At 49.6% G+C, this 22,950-nt stretch carries 20 protein-coding genes, 1 tRNA gene and 1 pseudogene; 11 read left to right on the forward strand and 11 right to left on the reverse strand.

Annotated elements, in window-relative coordinates:
* Position 1: 1 nt before the first annotated feature.
* On the forward strand, positions 2-517 hold the full coding sequence (gene nrdG, locus F7D47_RS06160) for an anaerobic ribonucleoside-triphosphate reductase activating protein (protein WP_022121338.1): 516 nt from the start codon (positions 2-4) through the stop codon (positions 515-517).
* Between the two features lie 61 nt (positions 518-578).
* Here the strand turns inward: nrdG and F7D47_RS06165 are convergent, their stop codons facing one another.
* Positions 579-995: a 2-amino-4-hydroxy-6-hydroxymethyldihydropteridine diphosphokinase gene (locus F7D47_RS06165; RefSeq protein WP_153085117.1), complete on the reverse strand. Its 417-nt coding sequence runs from the start codon at positions 993-995 to the stop codon at positions 579-581.
* Positions 996-1,183: 188 nt separating this feature from the next.
* Here F7D47_RS06165 and F7D47_RS06170 point away from each other — a divergent pair, with 188 nt between their 5' ends.
* The 3 genes from F7D47_RS06170 to F7D47_RS06180 all read left to right on the forward strand — a co-directional run bounded on the left by F7D47_RS06170 (position 1,184) and on the right by F7D47_RS06180 (position 3,978).
* A complete protein-coding gene (locus F7D47_RS06170; protein WP_022121340.1) occupies positions 1,184-2,107 on the forward strand; it encodes a glucosaminidase domain-containing protein in 924 nt (307 codons plus the stop codon).
* Between the two features lie 74 nt (positions 2,108-2,181).
* Positions 2,182-3,471: a M64 family metallopeptidase gene (locus F7D47_RS06175; protein ID WP_181992462.1), complete on the forward strand. Its 1,290-nt coding sequence runs from the start codon at positions 2,182-2,184 to the stop codon at positions 3,469-3,471.
* 24 nt (positions 3,472-3,495) lie between these two features.
* A complete protein-coding gene (locus tag F7D47_RS06180) occupies positions 3,496-3,978 on the forward strand; it encodes a cytidine deaminase (RefSeq protein WP_118200767.1) in 483 nt (160 codons plus the stop codon).
* A gap of 113 nt (positions 3,979-4,091) precedes the next feature.
* Here the strand turns inward: F7D47_RS06180 and F7D47_RS06185 are convergent, their stop codons facing one another.
* The 6 genes from F7D47_RS06185 to spt all read right to left on the reverse strand — a co-directional run bounded on the left by F7D47_RS06185 (position 4,092) and on the right by spt (position 8,956).
* On the reverse strand, positions 4,092-5,534 hold the full coding sequence (locus tag F7D47_RS06185) for a right-handed parallel beta-helix repeat-containing protein (RefSeq protein WP_153085116.1): 1,443 nt from the start codon (positions 5,532-5,534) through the stop codon (positions 4,092-4,094).
* Positions 5,535-5,576: 42 nt separating this feature from the next.
* Positions 5,577-6,269, reverse strand: a complete 693-nt coding sequence (locus F7D47_RS06190) for an LrgB family protein (protein WP_153083545.1) — start codon at positions 6,267-6,269, stop codon at positions 5,577-5,579.
* Positions 6,266-6,625, reverse strand: a complete 360-nt coding sequence (locus tag F7D47_RS06195; RefSeq protein ID WP_006849544.1) for a CidA/LrgA family protein — start codon at positions 6,623-6,625, stop codon at positions 6,266-6,268. The genes F7D47_RS06190 and F7D47_RS06195 overlap by 4 nt, the downstream gene beginning before the upstream one ends.
* A 70-nt stretch (positions 6,626-6,695) precedes the next feature.
* On the reverse strand, positions 6,696-7,262 hold the full coding sequence (locus F7D47_RS06200; RefSeq protein ID WP_153085115.1) for an AAA family ATPase: 567 nt from the start codon (positions 7,260-7,262) through the stop codon (positions 6,696-6,698).
* A 126-nt stretch (positions 7,263-7,388) separates the two neighbouring features.
* Positions 7,389-7,462: transfer RNA gene (locus tag F7D47_RS06205), tRNA-Pro, on the reverse strand.
* 303 nt (positions 7,463-7,765) lie between these two features.
* Positions 7,766-8,956, reverse strand: a complete 1,191-nt coding sequence (gene spt / locus F7D47_RS06210; RefSeq protein WP_022121347.1) for a serine palmitoyltransferase — start codon at positions 8,954-8,956, stop codon at positions 7,766-7,768.
* Positions 8,957-9,151: 195 nt separating this feature from the next.
* Here spt and F7D47_RS06215 point away from each other — a divergent pair, with 195 nt between their 5' ends.
* Entirely contained in the window at positions 9,152-10,192 is a 1,041-nt protein-coding gene (locus F7D47_RS06215; protein WP_118416507.1) for a diacylglycerol/lipid kinase family protein, read from the forward strand.
* A 208-nt stretch (positions 10,193-10,400) separates the two neighbouring features.
* Here the strand turns inward: F7D47_RS06215 and F7D47_RS06220 are convergent, their stop codons facing one another.
* Positions 10,401-11,177 carry a tRNA1(Val) (adenine(37)-N6)-methyltransferase gene (locus tag F7D47_RS06220; protein ID WP_153085114.1) on the reverse strand — a complete coding sequence of 259 codons (777 nt, stop codon included), beginning with the start codon at positions 11,175-11,177 and terminating at the stop codon, positions 10,401-10,403.
* 223 nt (positions 11,178-11,400) lie between these two features.
* Between F7D47_RS06220 and lon the strand changes: the two genes are divergently transcribed.
* The 6 genes from lon (at position 11,401) to F7D47_RS06250 (ending at position 20,821) form a co-directional block, all read left to right on the forward strand.
* Positions 11,401-13,872, forward strand: a complete 2,472-nt coding sequence (gene lon, locus F7D47_RS06225; protein WP_153085113.1) for an endopeptidase La — start codon at positions 11,401-11,403, stop codon at positions 13,870-13,872.
* Complete coding sequence (gene tgt, locus F7D47_RS06230) at positions 13,869-14,996, forward strand: tRNA guanosine(34) transglycosylase Tgt (protein WP_153085112.1); 1,128 nt, start codon at positions 13,869-13,871, stop codon at positions 14,994-14,996. Before lon ends, tgt begins: the two co-directional genes overlap by 4 nt.
* A gap of 13 nt (positions 14,997-15,009) precedes the next feature.
* Positions 15,010-16,251: an LptF/LptG family permease gene (locus F7D47_RS06235; protein ID WP_153085111.1), complete on the forward strand. Its 1,242-nt coding sequence runs from the start codon at positions 15,010-15,012 to the stop codon at positions 16,249-16,251.
* Between the two features lie 39 nt (positions 16,252-16,290).
* Positions 16,291-17,934, forward strand: coding sequence for a DEAD/DEAH box helicase (locus F7D47_RS06240; RefSeq protein WP_153085110.1), 1,644 nt, complete (start codon positions 16,291-16,293; stop codon positions 17,932-17,934).
* A gap of 31 nt (positions 17,935-17,965) precedes the next feature.
* Positions 17,966-19,267, forward strand: a complete 1,302-nt coding sequence (locus F7D47_RS06245) for a ComEC/Rec2 family competence protein (RefSeq protein WP_153085109.1) — start codon at positions 17,966-17,968, stop codon at positions 19,265-19,267.
* Positions 19,268-19,486: 219 nt separating this feature from the next.
* A complete protein-coding gene (locus tag F7D47_RS06250) occupies positions 19,487-20,821 on the forward strand; it encodes an NADP-specific glutamate dehydrogenase (protein ID WP_006847509.1) in 1,335 nt (444 codons plus the stop codon).
* 95 nt (positions 20,822-20,916) lie between these two features.
* Here F7D47_RS06250 and F7D47_RS06255 read toward each other — a convergent pair whose 3' ends face one another.
* The 3 genes and pseudogenes from F7D47_RS06255 to F7D47_RS14730 form a co-directional block, all read right to left on the reverse strand.
* A complete protein-coding gene (locus F7D47_RS06255; protein ID WP_006847508.1) occupies positions 20,917-21,324 on the reverse strand; it encodes an N-acetylmuramoyl-L-alanine amidase in 408 nt (135 codons plus the stop codon).
* Positions 21,325-21,339: 15 nt separating this feature from the next.
* Positions 21,340-21,849, reverse strand: coding sequence for a DUF5675 family protein (locus tag F7D47_RS06260; protein WP_153085108.1), 510 nt, complete (start codon positions 21,847-21,849; stop codon positions 21,340-21,342).
* 118 nt (positions 21,850-21,967) lie between these two features.
* Positions 21,968-22,950: pseudogene (locus F7D47_RS14730) on the reverse strand (DUF3987 domain-containing protein); the annotation flags it as partial.

A 22,950-nucleotide genomic window follows, 5' to 3' on the forward strand; every position in this document is an offset into this window, starting at 1 on the left:
AATGATCAGCGTTTTAAGCATCGTACATGATACGATGGTAGACGGTCCGGGCTTCCGCACATCCATTTATTGTGCGGGATGCCCCAACCATTGTCCGGGCTGCCATAATCCGCAGTCGTGGGACATCAGCCACGGCACGATGACCTCTACCGACGAGCTGATGAAGGAAATCATGAGCGACCCCTTCGCCAACGTCACCTTCTCGGGCGGCGACCCAATGTTTCAGGCAAAGGGCTTTGCCGAGCTGGCGCGCGCCATCAGGGAGCAGAGCAGCAAGAGCATCTGGTGCTTTACGGGCTATCTCTTCGAAAACCTCGTGAAGAATCCCGAGCAGTTGGAACTCCTCCGCCAAATCGATGTATTGGTAGACGGCCCCTTCGTACAGGCATTGCGCGATGAAGACCTCTTCTTCAGGGGCAGCAGCAACCAGCGCATCATCAACGTGCAGAAGTCGCTGAAAGAAGGAAGAGTGATAGAGCTCAATCTTACAACAGAAAACCCGAATCCGGTATTGTAAATCTACATACCAGATTCGGGTTTCCCGTTTATTTTTTCATGCACGGATTACACGGATTTTCTTATCTTAAATATTTCCTATCCCTCTTAGCATCCTTCTCTTCGAGGTAGCTGATAGAACTCTGAATATAATCACGCTCCCACTCGCTCTCGTGCAATTTCTCATCGCCATAGAGCAGAAGGTCGAGATCCAGCGGAACATCTACCTTACGATAAGGACCACGGATTCTGCGTCCGCATCTCTGCTCCACACTCCGCAGCGCGGCAAGCACAGACTTCTTAGAGCAGATGGTCTCCCCCAACATCACCTGATTCAGAAACTTGTCTGAATTCTCCAGTCCGATAGGCTCAGTCCACATGCGCGGACCGAAAAGGCAGTTCCTGAACATACAACTCAAATGTTCATGTGCCTTCAACACATTCTCCTCCTGATTTCTGTTAGAGCCGATAGCTATAATTACTTTTGTACGAGTTTTCATTATTAAAATCTTTATTTATACAAGTTTCGCAAGTGTGGGAATTGATAGAAGTTAAAGAAGTTATCACTCCCTCTAACTTCCCTTAACTTCACCACATGCGAAACTTCAGTATGCCATATTTTGTGCAAAGATATTAAAAATTTTGTAATAAACCGCGATTTATCCGTTTTTTTTTATATTTTTGCAGAATGAATCATCTAAAAGCAAACATTTTAGGGCTCGCTCTGCTCTGCTGCCTCCCGATGGGCGCACAGCTGAAGTGGAACCAGGCCTATCAGACATATATCAACCAGTATAAGGATCTTGCCATCGAGCAGATGCTCCGTTACCGCATTCCAGCCAGCATCACCCTAGCACAGGGACTGTTTGAGAGTGCGGCAGGAAGGAGCGACCTCGTACGCCAGGGCAACAACCACTTCGGCATAAAATGTCACAACTGGACGGGCCCAACCCAGTATCACGACGATGATGCCCGGGGCGAATGCTTCCGCGTATACCAGGACGCAAGAGACAGCTACGAAGACCACAGCAAGTTTCTGGCGCGCCAGCCACGCTACGCACGCCTCTTCGAACTCTCGCAGCACGACTACAAGGGATGGGCTCGCGGACTGAAAGCCTGCGGCTACGCCACCAACCCGCAGTATGCCAGCAAGCTGATACAGATCATAGAGCTCTACAAGCTCAACCAGTATGACAAGGCCAAGCGCTACGACCGCTTCATGGCTACCCACAGCGGTACCGACCAGCCTGTAAACGCCGAAGGATTGCTGCACCCTATCCATATCTTCAACAAGAATTACTATCTCTATGCCCGCGAAGGCGACACCTTCAAGAGCATAGGCAAGGAGGTGGGCATCAGCTGGCGCAAACTGGCTCGCTACAACGAGCGCAACAAGCACGCCGTGCTGCACAAGGGCGACATCATCTATCTGAAGAAGAAACGCTCCAAGGCACCTAAGCAGTATAAGAAGCGCCCTCACGTGATACAGCCGGGCGAAAGCATGTACGCCATCTCGCAGAAGTATGGCATCCGACTGGAGAAACTCTACAAGATGAACCATCTCGACCCTAACATCCCGGTAAGCGTAGGAACACGACTGAGGGTAAGATAAGTGATGAGTGATTCGGTCACTTGGTGATTCGGTGAGAAATGTGAATGTGAATGTGAATTTTAAATGAAAATACAATGAAGAGAATGATATTATCCCTCGCCACCATGGCGATGCTGATGGCGCCCGGCACAATAAAGGCGCAAAACTTTGACGACTATTTCACAGACAAGACGCTGAGAGTAGACTATACCTTTGCCGGCAACCAGAAGCAGCAGATGATAGCCGTAGACGAACTCAACGTAATGCCACGCTGGTACGGCAAACGGCAGCGACTGGCCGAACTCCCAGTAGAGGGCAACGGACAGATAACCGTACGCGACCACCGCTCGGGCAAAATCATCTACCGCAACTCCTTCTCCACCCTCTTCCAGGAATGGCTCTCCTATCCAGAGGCAGAGAAGAACACGCAGAGTTTCGAGAACGTATTTCTCGTTCCGATGCCGAAAGATACCGTAGACATCACCCTCGACCTGCGCAACAACCGCCGCGAGATAACCACCACGCTCACCCACCAGGTAGCGCCGAAAGACATTCTGATTCATCAGAAAGGCAACAAGCCTACCCCATACGTCACCCTGCAGCAGGCTGCCGACACCACCCGATGCATCCACATCGCATACGTGGCTGAAGGCTATACCGATGCAGAGATGCCTGTCTTTCTGAAAGATGCGCAGGAGGCTACAGAGGCCATCTTCGCCCACGAACCCTTCAAGAGCATGAGAGACCGCTTCAACATCGTAGCCGTAAAATCACCATCCAAGCAGAGCGGACCTAGCATCCCAGCTCAGGGCATCTGGCACGAGACCGCCCTCAGCTCTCATTTCGACACCTTCTACAGCGACCGCTACCTTACCACCCTGCATCTCAAAGACCTGCACAACTGGCTGGCAGGTACCCCTTACGAGCACATCATCGTGCTGGTAAATTCGGATAAGTACGGCGGTGGCGGCATCCTCAATTCATACAATCTCACCACCTGCCACCAGAAATGGTTCAAGCCGGTAGTGGTGCATGAGTTTGGCCATTCCTTTGCCGGACTTGCCGATGAATACGCCTACGAGCAGGAGCAGATACCGATGTATCCTCACGATGTAGAGCCTTGGGAGAAGAACATCACTACCCTTGCCGATTTCCACGGAAAATGGGAGAACATGATAGACAAGAAGACCAAGATTCCTACTCCGCTCTCAAAGAAAGAGAAGGAGGCGGTGAGCAAGGTGGGTGTTTTCGAAGGTGCCGGATACAGCCTGAAGGGCGTTTACCGCGGTGTGCAGGACTGCCGTATGCGCATCAACGAAACACCGGAATTCTGTCCGGTGTGCAAGAAGGCGCTGCAGGACATCATCGACTTCTATACGAAATAAAGAAATCATAAAAACATTATATCTATGAAAGAGCAAAACCTAAACATCAGATACATGGTGGCTCAGCTCTCAGAGTTGAGCCAGCAGGAGCAGGAGCTCGTAAACAGGGCGAAGGCTGCCACCAGCAATGCCTATGCTAACTACAGCCACTTCTATGTGGGAGCAGCCCTGCTCCTGGGCGACGGCAGAATAGTGATTGGAGCCAACCAGGAGAACGCCGCCTTCCCGTCAGGACTCTGTGCCGAGCGCAGCGCCATCTTCGGTGCCCAGAGCAACTATCCCGACCAGCCTATCCTGACGCTCGCCATCGCAGCAAGAAACGGGAACGGTTTTCTCAAGTCGCCTATCTCGCCATGCGGAGCCTGCCGCCAGGTGATACTGGAGATGGAAGACCGCTACCAGCGCCCCGTACGCATCCTGCTCTATGGCGAGAACGGCATCTACTGCTTCGACAGCATCAAAGACCTTCTCCCCTTCTGCTTCGTAGATTCGAACATGAAGGAATAAGATTACAGAGCCCACTTAAAAAAAGGGGCTCAGGATATAAGAAAAAGCCCTACAGGAAGTTTGCATCATGCAGACTTTCCTGTAGGGCTTTCTTCTTATTCCTCCTATACTCATTATTCCTCCTTATACTCAAAGCATCCTGCGGCAGGCTGCTCTTTCTTTCTCGGCAAACCATCACGGTCGGTTGCAGGCAGGGTTTCGGCATCTGCCTTACCTATTGCTGCCGACTCCTTGCGCAGATGGAAATCATACTTCAGATTGTCGGTGTCGAAAAGGCGGAAATGCTTCTCGGCAAACACCGTCGTATCCTTGATGTCCTCATAAACTACATGGGTGAACTTCAGACTGTCGTCCGTCTCCAGCTTCTCCGTGCGCAACACACAATGGTCGAAGAGGAAATTGAAGGCATCCTCCTCTTTCGGAGCCTCCCAGACCACCTCATCATCATGATAGCCCGTTACGAGCGAATTTCTCACCTCGAAACGAGGTAGCGGAGAGGCAAAACCGATGGCAGACTCGCGGCGCCCGTCAAACGGATAGAACTGGGCAATGGTGCAGCCATTTACCTCAACATCGCCACCCTCTACATAGAGCGGATGCTTCAAGCAATTGGTTATCTGCGAGTTAAGAATCTGCACCTTGGCAGAATCAACCCTAACTCCGTAGCCCTGACTGTTATGAATCGTAGCATTCTCGATGAGCAGCTTCTGCTTCGTAGCATCGCCCGCTTCTATCATCACAGCATCGTAGGCACTATGAATATCAGCAAACGAAATCCTGCAGTCATGAGCCGAAGACATCAGTCTGATTCCCTGCCACTGTCCCGGTGTGCGGTCATAAGGCAGATAATCGAACATGTGGTCCAGTCGGTCGCCCCGCATCACCACTTCCCTGTCCTTCTCGCCCTCAATCTTCAGCGAACCGAACACCTGCAAGCCCGCATTCTCGTGGAAATAGAGTTGGGTGCCCGGAGCAATGGTCAGCGTAGCCGCCTCATCAACCCTGATTCCCCCATAAACCACTACCGGCAGCGTACTCTCCAGAAGCTTGTCTTCCTTCACCTCGAGCGAATTGAGTTTCATCGCATCCCATGAAAACGCCCTCAGGTTCACCTTCTGCTCCACGCCACTTTCCAGCGCAAACACCAGGTTGTCGCTCACCAACTGCGGCTCTTCGCTGTTCTGCATCGCCGAAGTCAGTTCTACGAACACACGTATGCTGTCACCCTTCCTAATCTCCACATTCTGCGTCTGGAATCCCGCTTCGGTGCCCAGGTAAGAGCCGTCAACATTCACCCGGTAGCCCTTCTGGTTACCGTTTTCCAGTCGCACCGACTGGCAGCGCAGAGCCTTGCCCGTACGGTTGTAAACCCAGAAGCTTCGGGTAGGCGTAGGCACATTCGAGAAGGTGGTGTCCAACTTCAGCGTATCTACCGAAAACGACAGCACATCGCCCCTCGACGTTGAGAAACTCTCATCGTCGGCACAACTGGCAAGCAGGGCGCTCATCGCCATCCCTACACCCATTATATACAAAAATCCCTTTTTCCGTTTCATATCTATAAAAACGGAAAAAGGGAAATATTATTGTATCTTTCTCTACATAAACAAAGCAAAGATGGATGAACCGACAACCGTCATCACACCGCAAACCACGATGCTCAGACTGCTCATGGCTCCCTCTATGGTACCCATTTCCATCGCCTTTGCCGTACCCAGCGCATGGGAAGAACAGCCGATGGCGATACCTTTGGCAATAGGCTCCTTGATGGAGAGAAGCTTCAGGAATTTCTCGGCGAAGATGTTGCCCAGCACACCTGTTACGATGATGACAACCACCGAAACCGAAACGTGACCGCCCAACTCCTCGGAAACACCAATACCGATGGCGGTAGTGATGCTCTTAGGCAGGAAGGTAACGTAGGACGCATGGTCGAAATGAAAGATGAGGGCGAGAATGAGCACGGAGCAGAGACTCGCCAGCACGCCCGAAACGATGCCGATCAGCACAGCCCGATAATTCTTCTTCAGAAGCTCAACCTGCTGATAAAGAGGCACAGCCAGACAGATGGTGGCTGGTGTGAGCAGATAGCTGATGCTGTTGGCACCAGCCGAATAGGTCTTGTAATCTACGCCCGTAATCAGGAGCGTGATGATGACGAGGATGATGGAGATGAGCAGCGGGTTCATCAGCGACCATCCCGTCTTCAGCTTCAGCAGCATGCCTATGCCGTAGGCAGCCAGACTGATGAGAACGCCGAAGAAGACAGAATCCTGGAACAACTGGTTCATTTCTTCGCCTCCTTTCCTTTTCTGATTACCAACTGCGTAATCCAGCCCGAAGCACCCATCACGACGAAGGTGCTGACCACCGTAACTACGATATACTGGAACCATGCATTACCGATATCCTGCCAGGAATCAATCAGTCCTACGGCAGCCGGAATAAACATCACGGGCATGATGGCAATGAGGAAACTGCTGGTTTCGCGGATATGCTTCACCTTGATCAGTTTTGTTTCCAGCGCAAGGAAGAGCAGGATGATGCCATAGATGCTTGCCGGAATAGGCAATGGCAGCAAAAAATGGAGCAATTCCCCAGCAAAGGAGAAAGCTATGATTATCAAAAATTGAATTAAAAACTTCATGTTGAATTACTTTAAACCTTGGAACTTTAAACCTTGGAACTTTAAACCTTGGAACTTTGAACCTTTGAATCTAAATCAAGCTAACGTACTGCTCAATGAGGCTTGCCGTCTCTTCTACGCCCAGGCGCACAGTATCCAGGCAGATGTCATAATCATCGGCATTTCCCCAGGTAAGGTCTGTATAATACTTATGATAAGCCACTCTGCAATCCTCGGTGTGCTCCACAAACTCCTCAGCCTCATCATACGAAAAGCCCTTCTCCTCCTGAATCTCCTTGATGCGAGCCTCCAGATTGCCGCTCAGGAAAACAGAAATCAGGTCTTTGCGCTCACGGAAGATATAGTTTCCGCAACGGCCGATGATGATACAGTCTTCATCGCCTATCATATCGGCAAGTGTACGGAGCGGTTTCTCAGTCAGCGCCCTCTGCGTTTCGCCAAGCGACGACATCGAGAAGAGCAGTTCATCTACCGGCCGCTCATCGAAGAAAGCCTCCATCTCGTCGAGCACTCCTCTCTGTTCAGCCATTTCCATCAAATTCTTACGGGTATAAAAAGGAATACCATACTTTTCGGCGAGCAGCTTGCCCACGCGAATAGCGCCACATCCACACTGGCGCGCTATCGTAATAATCATGATTCTATAAAATTAAAACGTATATAATAATTACTCTGTTGCGTTATCCCCCTCCAGCCCATCCAGGGCGGGAGTTTTATATAGCAAAAAAGCTAAGAAGATTTGACTCTTCTTAGCTTTCTTGTGTCGGGGCGACAGGATTCGAACCTGCGACCACCTGTTCCCAAAACAGGAGCGCTACCGGGCTGCGCTACACCCCGCTTACTCATCTCTACGATACCTCTTAAGCATTGCTTTAAGCATCATTTCTGAATTGCGAGTGCAAAGGTACTACATTTTTTCGATTCCACCAAATTTTTCCCTAACTTTTTTCAAAAAAACATGCATTTAAATGCAAAATCCCTGAAAACCGGGCACAAAATAAGGGCAACCCCTATCCGGAATTGCCCTTATACCTTATTATATATAGTAGCGGTAAAGAACCGCAACCATACTTGCTAAACTTTTAAATCAGAAACCGACTGCCCGAATCTGTCAAACCGAGAAGACCGGCAAATCTGATTTTACTTGATGATTCCCTCTTCTACGAAAATCTTCTTCAAGATCTGGACAGCCTGCTCAACCTGCTCTCTTGTATGAGTAGCCATGAGTGCGAAACGTACCAATGTATCCTGAGGAGCACAAGCTGGAGGAATAACAGGGTTGATGAACACACCTGCATCGTAAGCCATCTTGGTAACAACGAATGTCTTCTCAGCATCGCGTACGTAGAGAGGAATGATAGGACTCTCTGTCTCGCCAATCTCGAAACCTTCCTCGCGGAAACGCTTCAAGGCATAGTTGGTTACATCCCAGAGATTCTCGAAACGCTCAGGCTCATTCTGAATGATGTGGAGAGCCTCGAGAGCTGCTGCTGTGGCAGCTGGAGTGTTAGATGCGCTGAAGATATAAGTACGGCAGTTGTGACGGAGGAAGTTGATAGTATCCTTGTCTGATGCGATGAAACCGCCGATAGAAGCCAGACTCTTAGAGAATGTACCCATGATGAGGTCTACCTCGTCGGTCAGACCGAAGTGGTCGCATACACCACGACCCTGCTTGCCGAATACGCCAAGACCATGAGCCTCGTCTACCATGATAGAGCAGTTGTACTTATGCTTGAGCTTAACGATTTCAGGCAAGTTAGCCAGGTCGCCCTCCATAGAGAAGACACCGTCAACAACGATGAGCTTGATAGCCTCCTGAGGGAGCTTAGAGAGCACGCGCTCCAAATCTTCCATATCGTTGTGCTTGTAGTGAAGCTGGGTAGCGAATGAGAGGCGGCGGCCATCTACGATACTTGCGTGGTCGCGGTCATCGCAGATAATATAGTCGTTACGACCTACTACGCAAGCCAAGACACCCTGGTTAACAGAGAATCCTGTAGAGAAACACAAAGTTTCATCCTTGCCCATAAACTCAGCAAGCTCCTTTTCGAGCTGCACGTGCAAATCGAGCGTACCATTGAGGAAACGGCTTCCTGCACAACCAGAACCATACTTGTCGAGCGCTGCCTTTGCTGCATCAATAACACGCTGGTCGTTAGTCAAACCCTGATAAGCATTAGAACCGAACATCAGAATCTTATGACCATCGATGTCGGTTACCTCTGTCATCTGCTTACTTGTGATCTCGCGGAAATATGGATACACACCGGCAGCCATATACTTCTGAGGTTCACGATAATTCTTGTATCTTTCTTGTAATTGTCCCATTATTAATAGGTGTACTTTATTTTCTTTTTTTATACTTTTCTAACTTTCAGGGTGCAAAGATACAAAAAAGAACTCAATAAACGGCTTTTTTTATAAGAAAGTTTACTTTTATAGTTTTTTTAATCGATATTTCTTGTTATTTTGGGTATTTTTATTACTTTTGTAGCCTAAATTTTACAAACTCTTGACTATATAATGAAGAAAAAGATACTTTTCATCATGAATCCGATTTCAGGAACAGCCAGCAAGGCGGCAGTTCCCAGTCTGATAGATTCCGTTTTGGACAAAGAGCTTTTTGAGTACGAGATAAGAATGACTGAAAGAGCTGGGCACGCTTCGGAAATTGCTACCGAAGCGAAGAACAACCATGTAGATGTGGTTGTGGCGGTTGGTGGTGACGGAACCGTCAACGAGGTGGCCCGCTCACTGGTTCACTCCGATACTGCCCTCGGCATTCTGCCTTGCGGTTCGGGCAACGGACTGGCAAGACATCTGCTGCTCCCGATGAACCTGAAGAAATGCATCGAGGTCATCAACCAATGCCAGATTAGAGATCTGGATTATGGTGTCATCAACGACCACCCGTTCTTCTGCACCTGCGGCATGGGCTTTGACGCTTTCGTCAGCATGAAGTTTGCCGAGAGCGGCAAGCGTGGTCCTATCACTTATGCTGAAAATATCCTGCGCGAGGGATTGAAGTATAAGCCTGAGACTTACACCCTGGAGGACGAGACGGGCACCAAGCAGTATAAGGCGTTCCTCATCTCCTGTGCCAACGCATCGCAGTATGGCAACAATGCCTATATTGCCCCGCAAGCATCCATGAGCGACGGTCTGATGGATGTCGTCATCATGGAACCGTTTGATGTCATCGAGGCGCCTCAGGTAAGTTTCGACATGTTCAACAAGACGTTGGACAAGAACTCGAAGATCAAGTCATTCCGCTGCAAGAAGCTCCACATCACCCGCAGTCAGCCCGGCGTAATCCATTATGATGGCGACCCTGTGATGACGGGTGCAGAGATTGATGTTCATCTGGAAGAAAAGGGAATCAAGATGCTGGTGAACCCATTTGCCAACAAGAACGACCGCAAGCCGAACATGTTTCAGTCTGCCTTTGCCGATTTCTTCAACGACATCAATGCCGTGCGCGATGATATTCATAAAGACATCCAGCGCCAGAGCAAAAGAGTAGAAGCTATCAGCAAACTGGTACAGAAGAAGCTGAACCTTTGAGGGAATGTTGAGTGTTGAGTGTTGAATGTTGAATTTAGAGGGAGTGTTGAATGTTGAGTGTTGAGTGTTGAGTGTTGAGTGTTGAGTGTTGAGTGTTGAATGTTGAATGTTGAGTGTTGAATGTTGAGTGTTGAGTGTTGAATGTTGAATGTTGCCCCCAATCCATTCAACATTCAACACTCAACACTCAACACTCCCTCAACATTCCTCAAAGGTAGAATTCTTCCGTTATTTTCCTATACCATTCCGAGCGGTTTCCCTGCGAATCCATCATCGTTTCAACATGCTCTTCATAAGGCGAAATGCGATGCTTGGCAAAACTCAGCATAAAGCGCTTGGGCTGCTTGCGCTCTACCGTCTTTACACCACACTTCCGTATAAGATAAAAACCTAATATACAAGACTCTGCAACAAACTGCTCCACTACTTCTACGGGAACAATTGCAGAGAAAATACCATCATCAGAAAGTAACCGTTTTACACCCGCAAACAAATCGCGGAACGGAAGACTGTCCGTATGTCTCGCCATCATCCTCTTACTGTCCGGATTTTTCAAGCTACCAACAAAGAACGGAGGATTGCTCACTATCGCATCAAAAACGCTTGAAGAGGCTTCAGAAGCACCGGCTTCCAAAGCACCAGTTTCAGAAGCACCAGCCTTCAAGCCAGCAGTTTCCAAAGCACAACCATCAGCTCCGAAATCCTGCAGTCTGCAGCATTCTATTTCCACCCTGTCGCGAAACGGACTTGCCATCACATTCTCCCTCGCCTGTCCGCAAGCATCAGCATCCATATCAATCCCCACTACCTCAGCTTCAGGAAAACGCTGCGCCATCATGAGCGAAATCAGTCCCGTTCCGGAACCAATATCCAGAATCCGCCTGCCACCTTGCGCCCATGCACCCAGCAAAACGCCGTCAGTTCCCACTTTCATGGCACAACGGTCTTGCTCTATCTCAAACTGTTTAAATCGAAAATTACCCATAAATTCTTCTGTCTCTTTACAGAAGAAAACGAATGCGCCGCCGATTTATTTTATCGCAAGCAGCAGAAATTGCCACTTCTACCTGCAAAAGCAGCTACTTACATCTATAAAAACGGGTACTAATATATAGAAAAAGCACTTTTATTATTAAATAATCTATTATCTTCCACGATATTTCACAAAAAATGAGTACCTTTGCACGGAAAATAGAAATCATAACAAAATGGATAATAGAAGAACAAGTACCCGAATACAAATGATTGCAGACTACGAGGGCGACCCGAAAACCCTGATCGAAGACCAGGAAGAAGGCTTGTACCCTACCCTCTGCATGCGAGATATTGTAGTTTTCCCTACCAACATGACCCCTATCGTTGTGGGCAGAAAGGAAAGTCTGAATCTCGTCCGGATGCTGGAAAAGAAACCAGACACCATATTCTGCGTATTCTGCCAGAAGAACAAAGATACAGAATCGCCCTACGAAGAAGACCTCTACCCTGTAGGCGTCTTCGCCAAACTCATCAAGGTGATCAAGATGCCTGGCACAGAGCAGATGAGCATCATCATCCAGGGGCTGGGCAGATGTCAGATGAAACATCTCGTTCAAAAAGAGCCTTACACAGTAATTGACGTAAAAAGTCTTCCGGAGAAATGGCCTGACGAGAACAACGATGAACTCTTCAGAATGCTCTACGAGAACTTCCATTACGAAGCGACAGACTATATCAAATCAAGCGCCAACTATTCAGATGATGCTATCCAGGCCATCAACGAACTCTCGAGCATTCACATGCAATGCAACTTCATGTGCTCCCTCCTCCCTTTCTCCATCGAGGATAAAATCAAAATGCTGAAAGAGGAAAAACTCAGCGAGCGCATCATGATTGCCATCAGATCCCTGAACAAGGTGCGCCATCTGCTACGCATCCAGACTGAGATTGAGAACAAAACCCACTACGACCTCGATGAACAGCAGAAGGAATACTTCCTCAAGCAGCAGATTAAGAACATCAAGGAAGAACTGGGAGAAGGCAACGCCAGTCCGGAGAAGAAGGAGATTCTGGAGAAGGCGAAACAGAAGAACTGGAGCGAAGAGACAGCCAAAATCTTCAAGAAAGAAATTGCCAAGCTCGACACCCTGAACCCGCAGAGTCCTGACTATTCGATACAGATAGGATTCCTGCAGACCATGGTAGATTTGCCTTGGAACTCCTACACCCAGGACGACCTCAGTCTGACCCGTGCCAAGCGCATTCTGAACCACGACCACTACGGCATGGAGAATGTGAAGGAGCGCATCCTGGAATTCCTCGCCGTAAGAGCACTGAACGGCGGCGGCAAGAGTCCTATCCTCTGCCTCTACGGTCCTCCGGGCGTAGGAAAAACCAGTCTGGGCAAGAGCATCGCAGCAGCCATGAAGCGCAAGTATGTACGCATGTCGCTGGGCGGTCTGCACGATGAAGCCGAAATCCGCGGTCACCGCCGCACCTATGTGGGAGCCATGCCGGGCCGCATCATCAAGAACATGCTGAAGGCAGGCAGCAGCAATCCGGTCTTCATCCTCGACGAGATTGACAAGGTGGCGCAGAGCAATTTCAACGGCGACCCAGCATCAGCCCTGCTCGAAGTGCTGGACCCGGAACAAAACAATGCCTTCCACGACAACTATCTCGATATGGATTACGACCTCTCCAAGGTGCTCTTCATCGCCACCGCCAATGACCTGAGCGTCATTCCGCGTCCGCTCCTCGACCGTATGGAGCTGATAGAAGTAGGCGGCTACATTACCGAAGAGAAGACAGAGATTGCCAAGCGCCATCTCGTACCGGAAGAGCTGGAAAGCACCGGACTCGACAAGGTTTCGCCAAAGGTAAGCTTCAACAAGAATGCCCTCGAGTTCATCATCGAGCACTATACCCGGGAGAGCGGCGTAAGACAGCTGAAGAAGCAGATTGACAAGAGTCTGCGCAAGATGGCTTACAAGCTAGCCTGCAACCAGGAGCTGAAGAACTACACCATCACCCCTGCCGAAGTAAAAGACCTGCTGGGCAATCCGCCGTTCAACCGCGACATCTACCAGGGCAACGACTATGCAGGAGTGGTAACCGGACTTGCCTGGACCTCAGTGGGCGGCGAAATCCTCTACATCGAAACCTCGCTCAGCAAGGGCAAGGCAGGCAAGCTCACCCTGACCGGAAATCTGGGCGACGTGATGAAGGAATCAGCCATTATCGCACTGGAATACGTCAAGTCGCACATCGACCTGCTGCAGGTAGACTACCGCATCTTCGAGCAGTGGAACATCCACATCCACGTGCCTGAGGGAGCCACCCCGAAAGACGGTCCTTCTGCCGGAATCACCATCGCCACCAGCATCGCCTCAGCCATCACCCAGCGCAAGGTGCGTGCCAACACAGCCATGACCGGCGAGATTACCCTCCGCGGCAAAGTGCTCCCGGTAGGCGGAATCAAGGAGAAGATTCTGGCAGCCAAGCGGGCAGGAATCAAGCACATCGTGATGTGCAGGGAGAACCAGAAGAACGTAGAGGAAATACCGGAGAAATATCTCAAGGGCGTAGACTTCCACTATGTAGAGAATGTGGCTGACGTCTGGCAGTTCGCGCTGACCGACGAGAAGGTGAAAAACCCTACAGACTTCAGCATTGAGGAAAATGATAAAAAAGAAAAGAAATGAAATTTGAATTACAAGTAACAGATAAAGCAAGCGATGCGCGTACAGGCATCATCACCACCGACCACGGACAGATCAAGACCCCAATCTTCATGCCCGTAGGAACTGTGGGAAGCGTGAAGGGCGTCCACTTCGAGGAACTCAAGAAGCAGGTCATGGCACAGATTATCCTCGGAAATACCTATCACCTCTACCTGCGCCCAGGTCTTGACGTCATCAGGGCAGCAGGCGGATTGCACAAGTTCAACGGCTGGGACCGTCCTATCCTCACCGACAGCGGCGGCTTCCAGGTCTTCTCGCTCACCGGCATCCGCAAGCTCAAGGAAGAAGGCTGCGAGTTCCGCTCCCACATCGACGGCAGCAAGCACTTCTTCACACCGGAGAATGTGATGGACACCGAGCGCATCATCGGAGCCGACATCATGATGGCCTTCGATGAATGTCCACCGGGACAGAGCGATTACCAGTACGCCAAGAACAGCCTTATGCTCACCCAGCGCTGGCTAGACCGCTGCATCAAGCGGTTCAACGAAACCGAGCCCCTCTACGGCTACCAGCAGAGTCTCTTCCCTATTGTCCAGGGCTGCACCTTCCCGGAACTGCGCCGCGAAGCTGCCAAATACATTGCCGACAAGGGTGCCGACGGAAATGCCATCGGCGGACTCGCCGTAGGAGAACCTACCGAGGTGATGTATGAGATGATAGAAGTAGTGAACGAAATCCTGCCGAAAGACAAGCCGAGATATCTGATGGGCGTAGGAACCCCGCAGAACATCCTCGAAGCCATCGAGCGCGGCGTAGACATGTTCGACTGCGTAATGCCGACCCGCAACGGCCGCAACGCCATGCTCTTCACCTATCAGGGCACGATGAACATGCGCAACAAGAAGTGGGAGAAAGACTTCAGTCCGGTAGATCCAGACGGCTGCGACATCGACCTCGTAACCACGAAGGCCTACCTCCACCACCTCTTCAAGGCCCAGGAGCTGCTGGCGATGCAGATAGCCAGCATCCACAACCTCTCTTTCTATCTGCGCCTCGTGACCGATGCCCGCCATCATATCGAGCAGGGCGATTTCGTGGCATGGAAGAATTCCATCATCGACCAGCTTGGCCGAAGAATTTAAGTAAGCAAGCATCATGAAAGATTTTAAGAAAATAAGAAAACACCGCCGGCTCTACCGCACCGGCCGATGGGCTTCCCGCAAGTTCGGGTGGCTCATCAGGGCTGTGCGCTGGCTGGCTCACAAGCTCCGGTTCCTGCGCATATTCAGGTTTCTCAACCCGTTCAGGTACATCAAGAAGCTCGACTGGTACATTATCAAGAAGTTTCTGGGCTACTATTTCTTCTCCATCGCCCTGATCATCTCCATCGCCATCGTCTTCGACTTCAACGAGAACCTGCAGAAATTCACAGAGCACCATGCACCGGTGCGCGCAATCATCTTCGATTACTACGCCAACTTCGTGCCCTATTTCGCCAACCTCTTCAGTGCGCTGTTCGTGTTCGTGGCGGTCATTCTCTTCACCACCAAGCTGGCAAGCAATTCCGAAATCATCGCCATCCTGGCGTCGGGAGTATCCTTCAAACGTCTCCTCCGCCCATATATGATTACCTGCGTGCTGCTCTCAGCCCTCTCCTTCGGGCTTTCAGCCTACGTCATTCCCCACGGAACCGTTATCAGGCAGAACTTCGAGACGATGTACAAGAACAAGAAGAAGAATACCAGTGCCGAGAATGTACAGCTGCAGGTAGACAAGGGAGTAATTGCCTATATGCAGCATTACGACAACAGCATGAAACGCGGCTACGGATTCTGTCTCGACAAGTTCCAGGACAAGAAACTCGTAAGCCACCTTACAGCGATGGACATCCAGTACGACACCATTTCCGACAGCAAGTATCACTGGCAACTGAGCAACTGGAAAATCCGCAAGCTCCAGGGCATGAAGGAGCATATTACGAGCGGAGCCCAGAAGGACACCATCATCATGATGGAACCTACCGACCTGGTCTATTCCAAGGGTCAGCAGGAAACCTTCACCAGTCCTGAGCTCCGCGATTACATCTCCAAGCAGATCAACCGCGGTTCGGGCAACGTAGTGCAGTACGAGGTAGAATACCACAAGCGCATCGCCTCTTCCTTCGCCTCGTTCATCCTCACCATCATCGGTGTCTCCCTCTCAGCCCGCAAGCGCAAGGGCGGCATGGGAGCAGCATTGGGCGTGGGTCTTGCGCTGAGTTTCGGCTACATCATGCTGCAGACGGTTTCTGCCACCTTCGCCATCCAGGCCAATTTCCCGCCTGTTCTGGCAGCGTGGCTTCCAAACTTCCTCTTCGCCATCGTAGCCTACTTCTGCTACCGCAAGGCACCGAGGTAAAAAGTCAACATTCAACATTCAACATTAAACATTAAAAAAATGTATTTCGACGAATTAGATTTAAACGACAACGTGCTCGACGCATTATATGACATGCGCTTCGACACCTGCACTCCAGTACAGGAAAAGTGCATTCCAGAGATATTAGAAGGTCACGATGTATTGGGCGTAGCCCAGACCGGAACCGGCAAAACCGCAGCCTATCTGCTGCCAGTATTGAGCAAGCTCGATGACGGCGGTTATCCGAAAGACGCCATCAACTGCGTCATCATGTCACCAACCCGCGAGCTCGCCCAGCAGATAGACCAGGCGATGCAAGGCTTCGGCTATTACCTGCAGGGCGTGAGCAGCGTAGCCGTATACGGCGGCAACGACGGCAACCGTTACGATCAGGAGTTGCGCAGCCTCCGCATGGGAGCCGATGTAGTCATCGCCACCCCGGGCCGTCTCATCTCCCATATCTCTCTGGGCAATGTAGACCTCAGCAAGGTAAGCTTCTTCATTCTTGACGAGGCCGACCGCATGCTCGACATGGGTTTCTCAGAAGACATCAAGACCATCGCGGCAAAACTGCCAAAGACCTGCCAGACCATCATGTTCTCGGCAACCATGCCTGAGAAGATAGAAGAACTGGCTAAGACCCTGCTCAAGAATCCGGTAGAAATCAAACTTGCCGTCAGCAAGCCAGCCGAGAAAATCAAGCAGGAAGCATACGTATGCTACGAAACCCAGAAGATGACCATCATCAAGGACATCTTCAAGGCAGGCGACCTGAAGCGCGTCATCGTCTTCAGCGGCAGCAAATTCAAGGTGAAGCAACTCGCAGCTTCCCTCCAGCAGATTGGAGTAAACTGCGGAGCCATGCACAGCGACCTGGAACAGGCTGAGCGCGACGATGTGATGTTCAAGTTCAAGAGCGGACAGTATGATGTTCTCGTAGCTACCGACATTGTGGCGCGCGGAATCGACATCGATGATATTGAGATGGTCATCAATTACGATGTTCCTCACGATACAGAAGATTACGTTCACCGCATCGGCCGTACAGCCCGTGCCAACCGCGATGGTAGAGCCATCACCTTCGTAAGCGAAGAAGACCAGTACTGGTTCCAGCAGATAGAGAAGTTCCTGGAGAAGGTGGTAGACAAGATGCCTCTCCCTGAGGGATGCGGCGAAGGTCCTGAATACATCAAGCTCAACAAGCCGAAGAAGAAAGGCGCAAACGGACGAAACAACAGACGTGGTAACGGCGGAAACGGCGAGGCCGGAAAGAACAGCGCCAAGAACCGCCGACAGAAAGACCGCGACCAGACTTCTCACAAGCGCAAGCCAAACAAGCCAAACGAGCGTCAGGAAAAAGCACCACGCAACAACGAGCAGCAGCCTCAGCAGGGTAACAGGCAGCAGAACGCAAAGCAGCAGAACAGAAAGCCAGCCCAGCCAGGCGAGCAGCCAAAGAACAGCAACAGCCAGAAGCGCCGCAATAACAGCAATAACAGCAACCAGCAGCGCCCAGGCAACGAGAACAATGTTCGCCCAGGCAGCAACGGCCGTGGCAGAGGCGTAGCCCAGAAAAAGGGCGACAAGCCGGCTGCACGCAAGCACACTCCTATCGTAAATCCACAGAAGCAAGAAAACGCTGTGAAGAAATTCATCAAGCGCATCTTCGGATTCAAGAAATAGGAAATAAATTATCTTTTAAAAGGAAAGAGGAATGATGAAAGAGCTACCCCTCACCCCGCTCATGACCATCAGCCTCACACTGACGATCGGAATCATCATAGCCAAATGGGGCTATGATGATTTCAACATGCGCTTCTGGCTCATCATCTCCATCATTTCATGCGCCCTTGGCAGCATCATCTTTTTCCTTACTGAGTTCTTAAGCAAAAAAGCCTACTTCAGCAGGAGCCACCAGTTTCTCATCTACTCCCAATGCGTGATGATTCATTTATGCATCCTGAGCCTTGGGGCTTTTCTTACCTGTAAGCAAATAGCTGATTCCCAAACCTCTACACAACTGAAAAACTGGCAGGAACTGTCTTACCTCACACGGGCAAAAATCAATACCGAACGCTATAAAAGCAATATTGAAAGCAAACTGGTTTCCCTTCACGTAAAACAGCAAGACTATGCAGTCATCGCAGCCATGGCGCTGGGCGACAAGAGCGCACTCGATTCGAACACCCGAAACAGTTACTCCATTTCCGGAGCCAGTCATATCCTGGCAGTAAGCGGACTTCATATAGGCATTATCTTCCAGCTTTTCATCTTTCTGCTAGGCGGCAGAAAGTACTCAGTTTACACCATCATCCTGTCCCTCATCTCCATCTGGACCTACGTTTTTCTCATAGGATTGCCGGCAAGTGCAGTCCGTGCAGCCATCATGCTTTCAGCCTACAGCTTAAGTTTAGCTTTCCATCGTACCGGTCTGCCGCTCAACACTTTATCCTCAGCTTATATATTGATGCTTTTCATCAGTCCGCTCAATCTTTTCGAGTTGAGTTTCCAGCTTTCGTTCCTGGCCGTAGCCTCCATTCTGCTGTTCTTCACACCCCTTTACACCCTCCTCCCCATCCGCAGCCGTTTCATCCGTTGGGCATGGGGACTCCTTTGCGTTTCACTGGCAGCCCAGATAGGAACCCTTCCGGTCATCGTCTACACCTTCGGCAGAATATCGTGCTATTCACTTCTCACCAATTACATCGCCATTCCCGCAGCAACCCTCATCCTATATCTTGGAGCAGCCTTAATCCTGTTCTCCCCACTCACGTTATGGGCGCCCATAGCACCGGTTGTCGCCCCACTCATCAGCCTTACATCAGGCGCCCTGACCAGCATCACCCAGTTTTTGAATACAGCCATAAAACTGATCAGCATGCTGCCTGGAGCAAGCATCGAAAACGTAAGAATCAGTCTGCCTCAGGTAATCGGTCTCTACGCTATCATCCTGCTCATTTATGCCCTATGGCGCAGGATAGATAAACAGAAGTCGTCAGAATGCAAGATTTCCTGAAACAGAGATAAAGGCTAAAACCCCGAAAAACGTCCCTTATATAATAAGGTGTGCGTACACAAAAGCGCTACAAATCGTGATTAAGAATGTTAAAAAATATCTTTTTTCTACTTTTTCTGCATTTTTTCTTTCTTTTTGTTGGTGTTTTCAAGAAAAACATGTATCTTTGCAAGCAGAAATAAGAAATAAGAATTTAAACTCAATAAAAGATTAAAGATTATGAAAGCATCAGAAGTAATCGCGAATCTCCAAAGAAGATTCCCAAACGAGCCTGAGTACATTCAGGCAGTTAGTCAGGTTCTCGGTACTATCGAGGAAGAGTACAACAAGCACCCAGAGTTTGAGAAGGCAAACCTCATCGAGCGTCTCTGCATTCCAGACCGCATCATCCAGTTCCGCGTATCTTGGGTAGATGATAAGGGCAACGTACAGACTAACATGGGTTACCGCGTACAGCACAACAACGCGATTGGCCCTTACAAGGGAGGTCTTCGCTACCACAAGTCAGTAAACTTGGGTATTTTGAAGTTCTTGGCTTTCGAGCAGACATTCAAGAACTCTCTTACTACTCTCCCAATGGGTGGTGCTAAGGGTGGTTCCGACTTCTCTCCACGTGGCAAGAGCAACAACGAGGTAATGCGTTTCTGCCAGGCTTTCATGACAGAGCTTTACCGTCACATGGGTCCAGACGAGGATGTTCCAGCTGGTGACATCGGTGTAGGTGGCCGTGAGGTAGGTTACCTCTTCGGAATGTACAAGAAGTTGACACACCAGTTCCAGGGCGTCTTGACCGGTAAGGGTCAGGAGTTCGGCGGTTCATTGATCCGTCCTGAGGCTACAGGTTACGGTAACGTATACTTCCTCTGCAACATGCTCGCTACCAAGGGTATTGACATCAAGGGCAAGACTGTTTTGGTTTCAGGTTCAGGTAATGTAGCGCAGTACACTATGGAGAAGTTGCTCCAGTTGGGTGCTAAGCCAGTTACATGTTCAGATTCAGACGGTTACATCTACGACCCAGACGGAATCGACCGCGAGAAGCTCGATTACATCATGGAGCTCAAGAATGTAGAGCGTGGCCGTATCAAGGAGTATGCAGAGAAGTATGGTGTAAAATATGTTGCAGGTGCTAAGCCTTGGTTTGAGAAGGCAGACATCGCTCTCCCATCAGCTACTCAGAACGAAATCAACGAGGAGGCAGCTAAGGCTCTCATCGCCAACGGTGTAATCGCAGTAAGCGAGGGTGCAAACATGCCTTCTACTCCAGAGGCTATCAAGGTATTCCAGGATGCTAAGATTCTCTACTCTCCAGGTAAGGCAGCCAACGCAGGTGGTGTTGCAGTATCAGGTCTTGAGATGAGCCAGAACTCAGAGCGTCTGAAGTGGTCTCGTGAGGAGGTTGATGCTAAGCTCCACGACATCATGAACGATATTCACGCTAACTGCGTGAAGTATGGTACAGAGCCAGACGGTTACGTAAATTACGTAAAGGGTGCAAACGTAGCCGGCTTCCTGAAGGTAGCTAAGGCTATGATGGCTCAGGGCATTGTATAAGGCATCTTTTATTTTTGGTGATGATTAAAATTCATTCCAGAGTATTTATTAAATATCAAATAGCGGGTCTGTGAAAGATCCGCTATTTTTTGTGTCTACTCCTTCCCCCACTCCTTCTTTACATCAAAGCAGGGACAGGCTTTGTTGGCAAATTCATTATGACCATGAATCGTGGCTAATGGATATTCCTCCTTCAGCTGCTCGATGAGCGAGCGCATTGCCGCTTTCTGTTCTCGGGTTCTTGTATCCTTCGGCTTACCTTTCTTTGATAAGCCGCCGATGTAGCAAATGCCTATACTGATGGAATTATGGCCCTTGCAATGGGCGCCAACCTCCTCTATCGCACGGCCTACATGAATGCTGCCGTCACGATAAATCACGAAATGATAACCTATGCAGCGCATTCCGCGCTCCCGGTGCCAGCGGTCAATATCCGCTACGGTGAAGTTGCGACCTTCCTTGGTCGCACTGCAATGAATGATGATTTCCTTTATCTTACGCATGATATTGAAGATTAATTATTGAAAAATAAGCAGATAATTGAAGGGGATTTCGTCAACACCCAAATTCCTGATAAACAGATTGATTCTGCACGGTAGATGCTTTTTCTTCATCCTCTTGAATTCCTCATCCAACAACTGGCAAAATTCATTATAGCATTTTTCTGATTGCGTAACGATTCCGGTATAATGAGACTTGCCCAGAATGATACTCTTGTTTCTCAGACGTAGCGGACCATTGCCAGGCACGAAGCGAGCTCTGCGCCTAACAGTACGAGGCACGTAATGGGATCTTAACAGAATAACAGGCTTGATCACAATTTCATATTTTCCTCTTTCATACTTATTTTTCTTCTTTGTCTCCGACACCTTCTTTTGCTTGGTAGGAATGAGAGAAATCTTATAACGTCCTGCTGGCAAATGACGGTTAGGACGTTCTAAGGTGTCGCAGAAAATCTTGCCACCTATAACCATTGTGCCATCCACACTCCATGGAGTGAAGCGACGGCAGAATATATTGATGTTCATGATAATTTACAATTAATAATTGATAATGAATAATTGGATCAAGACCGGCCATTAAGGCTGATTTAAGAACCGAAAACCAAAATGACCGGAAATGACCATGACCGGAAATGACCGGATTTTATATGATAGAAGTAACTTTCTGATAACGCTTGTCTGGTAAAATACTGATCAAACCTTGACGCTTCCAATTCTTCAGCATCTGCCTTACCGTCTCATGGGTAGCAGTTGCGCCCTTTACGGCAACACTCTGCTGCTCTGCCTGCTCAAAGGTGAAAGTTACGTCAAGACGTTCGAAGATGGAATCATTCTTACCTCTATGTGTACGATCGTAGGGCGACTGACTGCAATAATTCTTGGATGAGAAAGCATCTTCTATGCGACTACGGAAGAAGTAAAGTGCATTATCCAACTGATAATCTGCCAGGATATTGAAGGTTTCGAGCATGGTTGGTGTCTGCGTCTTCACTATCATTTCCTTCCACAACTGCGGATTCTGCTTCAACTGTGTCTCAGCGCCCTGGAACCCATGCTTCTGAATCAGCGTTTCCAGAACCTTGCAGAGCATGATGCAGGTCATCATTCTCATCGTGGTTGGACAGATGCGGAAACGCTGGCGGGCTTTCACCTTGTCGTCATTTTTCATCGTTTCCAGTCTTATCTGTTCCAGCCATTTTCTACCCTTTTCCTCCAGCTTCGGCAGCACTACCTCACCCGACATCAGCGGCAGCAGATGAGCTATCTGAATAATGCGGTCGCGCTGACGTTCGTTCATCACATACATGTTGTCAGAAAGTGGAGTGAAGGTATTATCGGGCGTTTTTGCCACGATGATACGGCTTTGGAAACCATCCGTATAATTGCTTACCACTCGATAGAGCGCATCAGGCGTTCCACACATCACCACGTTCCATAACAGTCTGTCTATATGAACATTCACTGCATCTGCACTTCTTGCTTCACGCTCATAGCTTGTTCCGTCGTAAGCCTGTCTCAACATAACGGAAAAGTCGCTCATTGCCGATTTCCACTTCTGCGCTACGGTGTCAGCTTCCGGAGTAAACGAGAAGGCGTGCTTGCCTTCCGTGTTAGCCAGTCGTTCCG

This window comes from Segatella copri (assembly GCF_009494835.1).
In the GTDB taxonomy this organism is placed as follows: Bacteria; Bacteroidota; Bacteroidia; order Bacteroidales; family Bacteroidaceae; genus Prevotella; species Prevotella copri_F.

Excerpts from the sequence above, each read along its gene's own strand:
- nrdG (WP_022121338.1), top strand. The coding sequence starts at position 2 with ATGATCAGCGTTTTAAGCATCGTACATGATACGATGGTAGACGGTCCG.
- F7D47_RS06165 (WP_153085117.1), bottom strand. The coding sequence starts at position 995 with ATGAAAACTCGTACAAAAGTAATTATAGCTATCGGCTCTAACAGAAAT.
- F7D47_RS06170 (WP_022121340.1), top strand. The coding sequence starts at position 1,184 with ATGAATCATCTAAAAGCAAACATTTTAGGGCTCGCTCTGCTCTGCTGC.
- F7D47_RS06175 (WP_181992462.1), top strand. The coding sequence starts at position 2,182 with ATGAAGAGAATGATATTATCCCTCGCCACCATGGCGATGCTGATGGCG.
- F7D47_RS06180 (WP_118200767.1), top strand. The coding sequence starts at position 3,496 with ATGAAAGAGCAAAACCTAAACATCAGATACATGGTGGCTCAGCTCTCA.
- F7D47_RS06185 (WP_153085116.1), bottom strand. The coding sequence starts at position 5,534 with ATGAAACGGAAAAAGGGATTTTTGTATATAATGGGTGTAGGGATGGCG.
- F7D47_RS06190 (WP_153083545.1), bottom strand. The coding sequence starts at position 6,269 with ATGAACCAGTTGTTCCAGGATTCTGTCTTCTTCGGCGTTCTCATCAGT.
- F7D47_RS06195 (WP_006849544.1), bottom strand. The coding sequence starts at position 6,625 with ATGAAGTTTTTAATTCAATTTTTGATAATCATAGCTTTCTCCTTTGCT.
- F7D47_RS06200 (WP_153085115.1), bottom strand. The coding sequence starts at position 7,262 with ATGATTATTACGATAGCGCGCCAGTGTGGATGTGGCGCTATTCGCGTG.
- spt (WP_022121347.1), bottom strand. The coding sequence starts at position 8,956 with ATGGGACAATTACAAGAAAGATACAAGAATTATCGTGAACCTCAGAAG.
- F7D47_RS06215 (WP_118416507.1), top strand. The coding sequence starts at position 9,152 with ATGAAGAAAAAGATACTTTTCATCATGAATCCGATTTCAGGAACAGCC.
- F7D47_RS06220 (WP_153085114.1), bottom strand. The coding sequence starts at position 11,177 with ATGGGTAATTTTCGATTTAAACAGTTTGAGATAGAGCAAGACCGTTGT.
- lon (WP_153085113.1), top strand. The coding sequence starts at position 11,401 with ATGGATAATAGAAGAACAAGTACCCGAATACAAATGATTGCAGACTAC.
- tgt (WP_153085112.1), top strand. The coding sequence starts at position 13,869 with ATGAAATTTGAATTACAAGTAACAGATAAAGCAAGCGATGCGCGTACA.
- F7D47_RS06235 (WP_153085111.1), top strand. The coding sequence starts at position 15,010 with ATGAAAGATTTTAAGAAAATAAGAAAACACCGCCGGCTCTACCGCACC.
- F7D47_RS06240 (WP_153085110.1), top strand. The coding sequence starts at position 16,291 with ATGTATTTCGACGAATTAGATTTAAACGACAACGTGCTCGACGCATTA.
- F7D47_RS06245 (WP_153085109.1), top strand. The coding sequence starts at position 17,966 with ATGATGAAAGAGCTACCCCTCACCCCGCTCATGACCATCAGCCTCACA.
- F7D47_RS06250 (WP_006847509.1), top strand. The coding sequence starts at position 19,487 with ATGAAAGCATCAGAAGTAATCGCGAATCTCCAAAGAAGATTCCCAAAC.
- F7D47_RS06255 (WP_006847508.1), bottom strand. The coding sequence starts at position 21,324 with ATGCGTAAGATAAAGGAAATCATCATTCATTGCAGTGCGACCAAGGAA.
- F7D47_RS06260 (WP_153085108.1), bottom strand. The coding sequence starts at position 21,849 with ATGAACATCAATATATTCTGCCGTCGCTTCACTCCATGGAGTGTGGAT.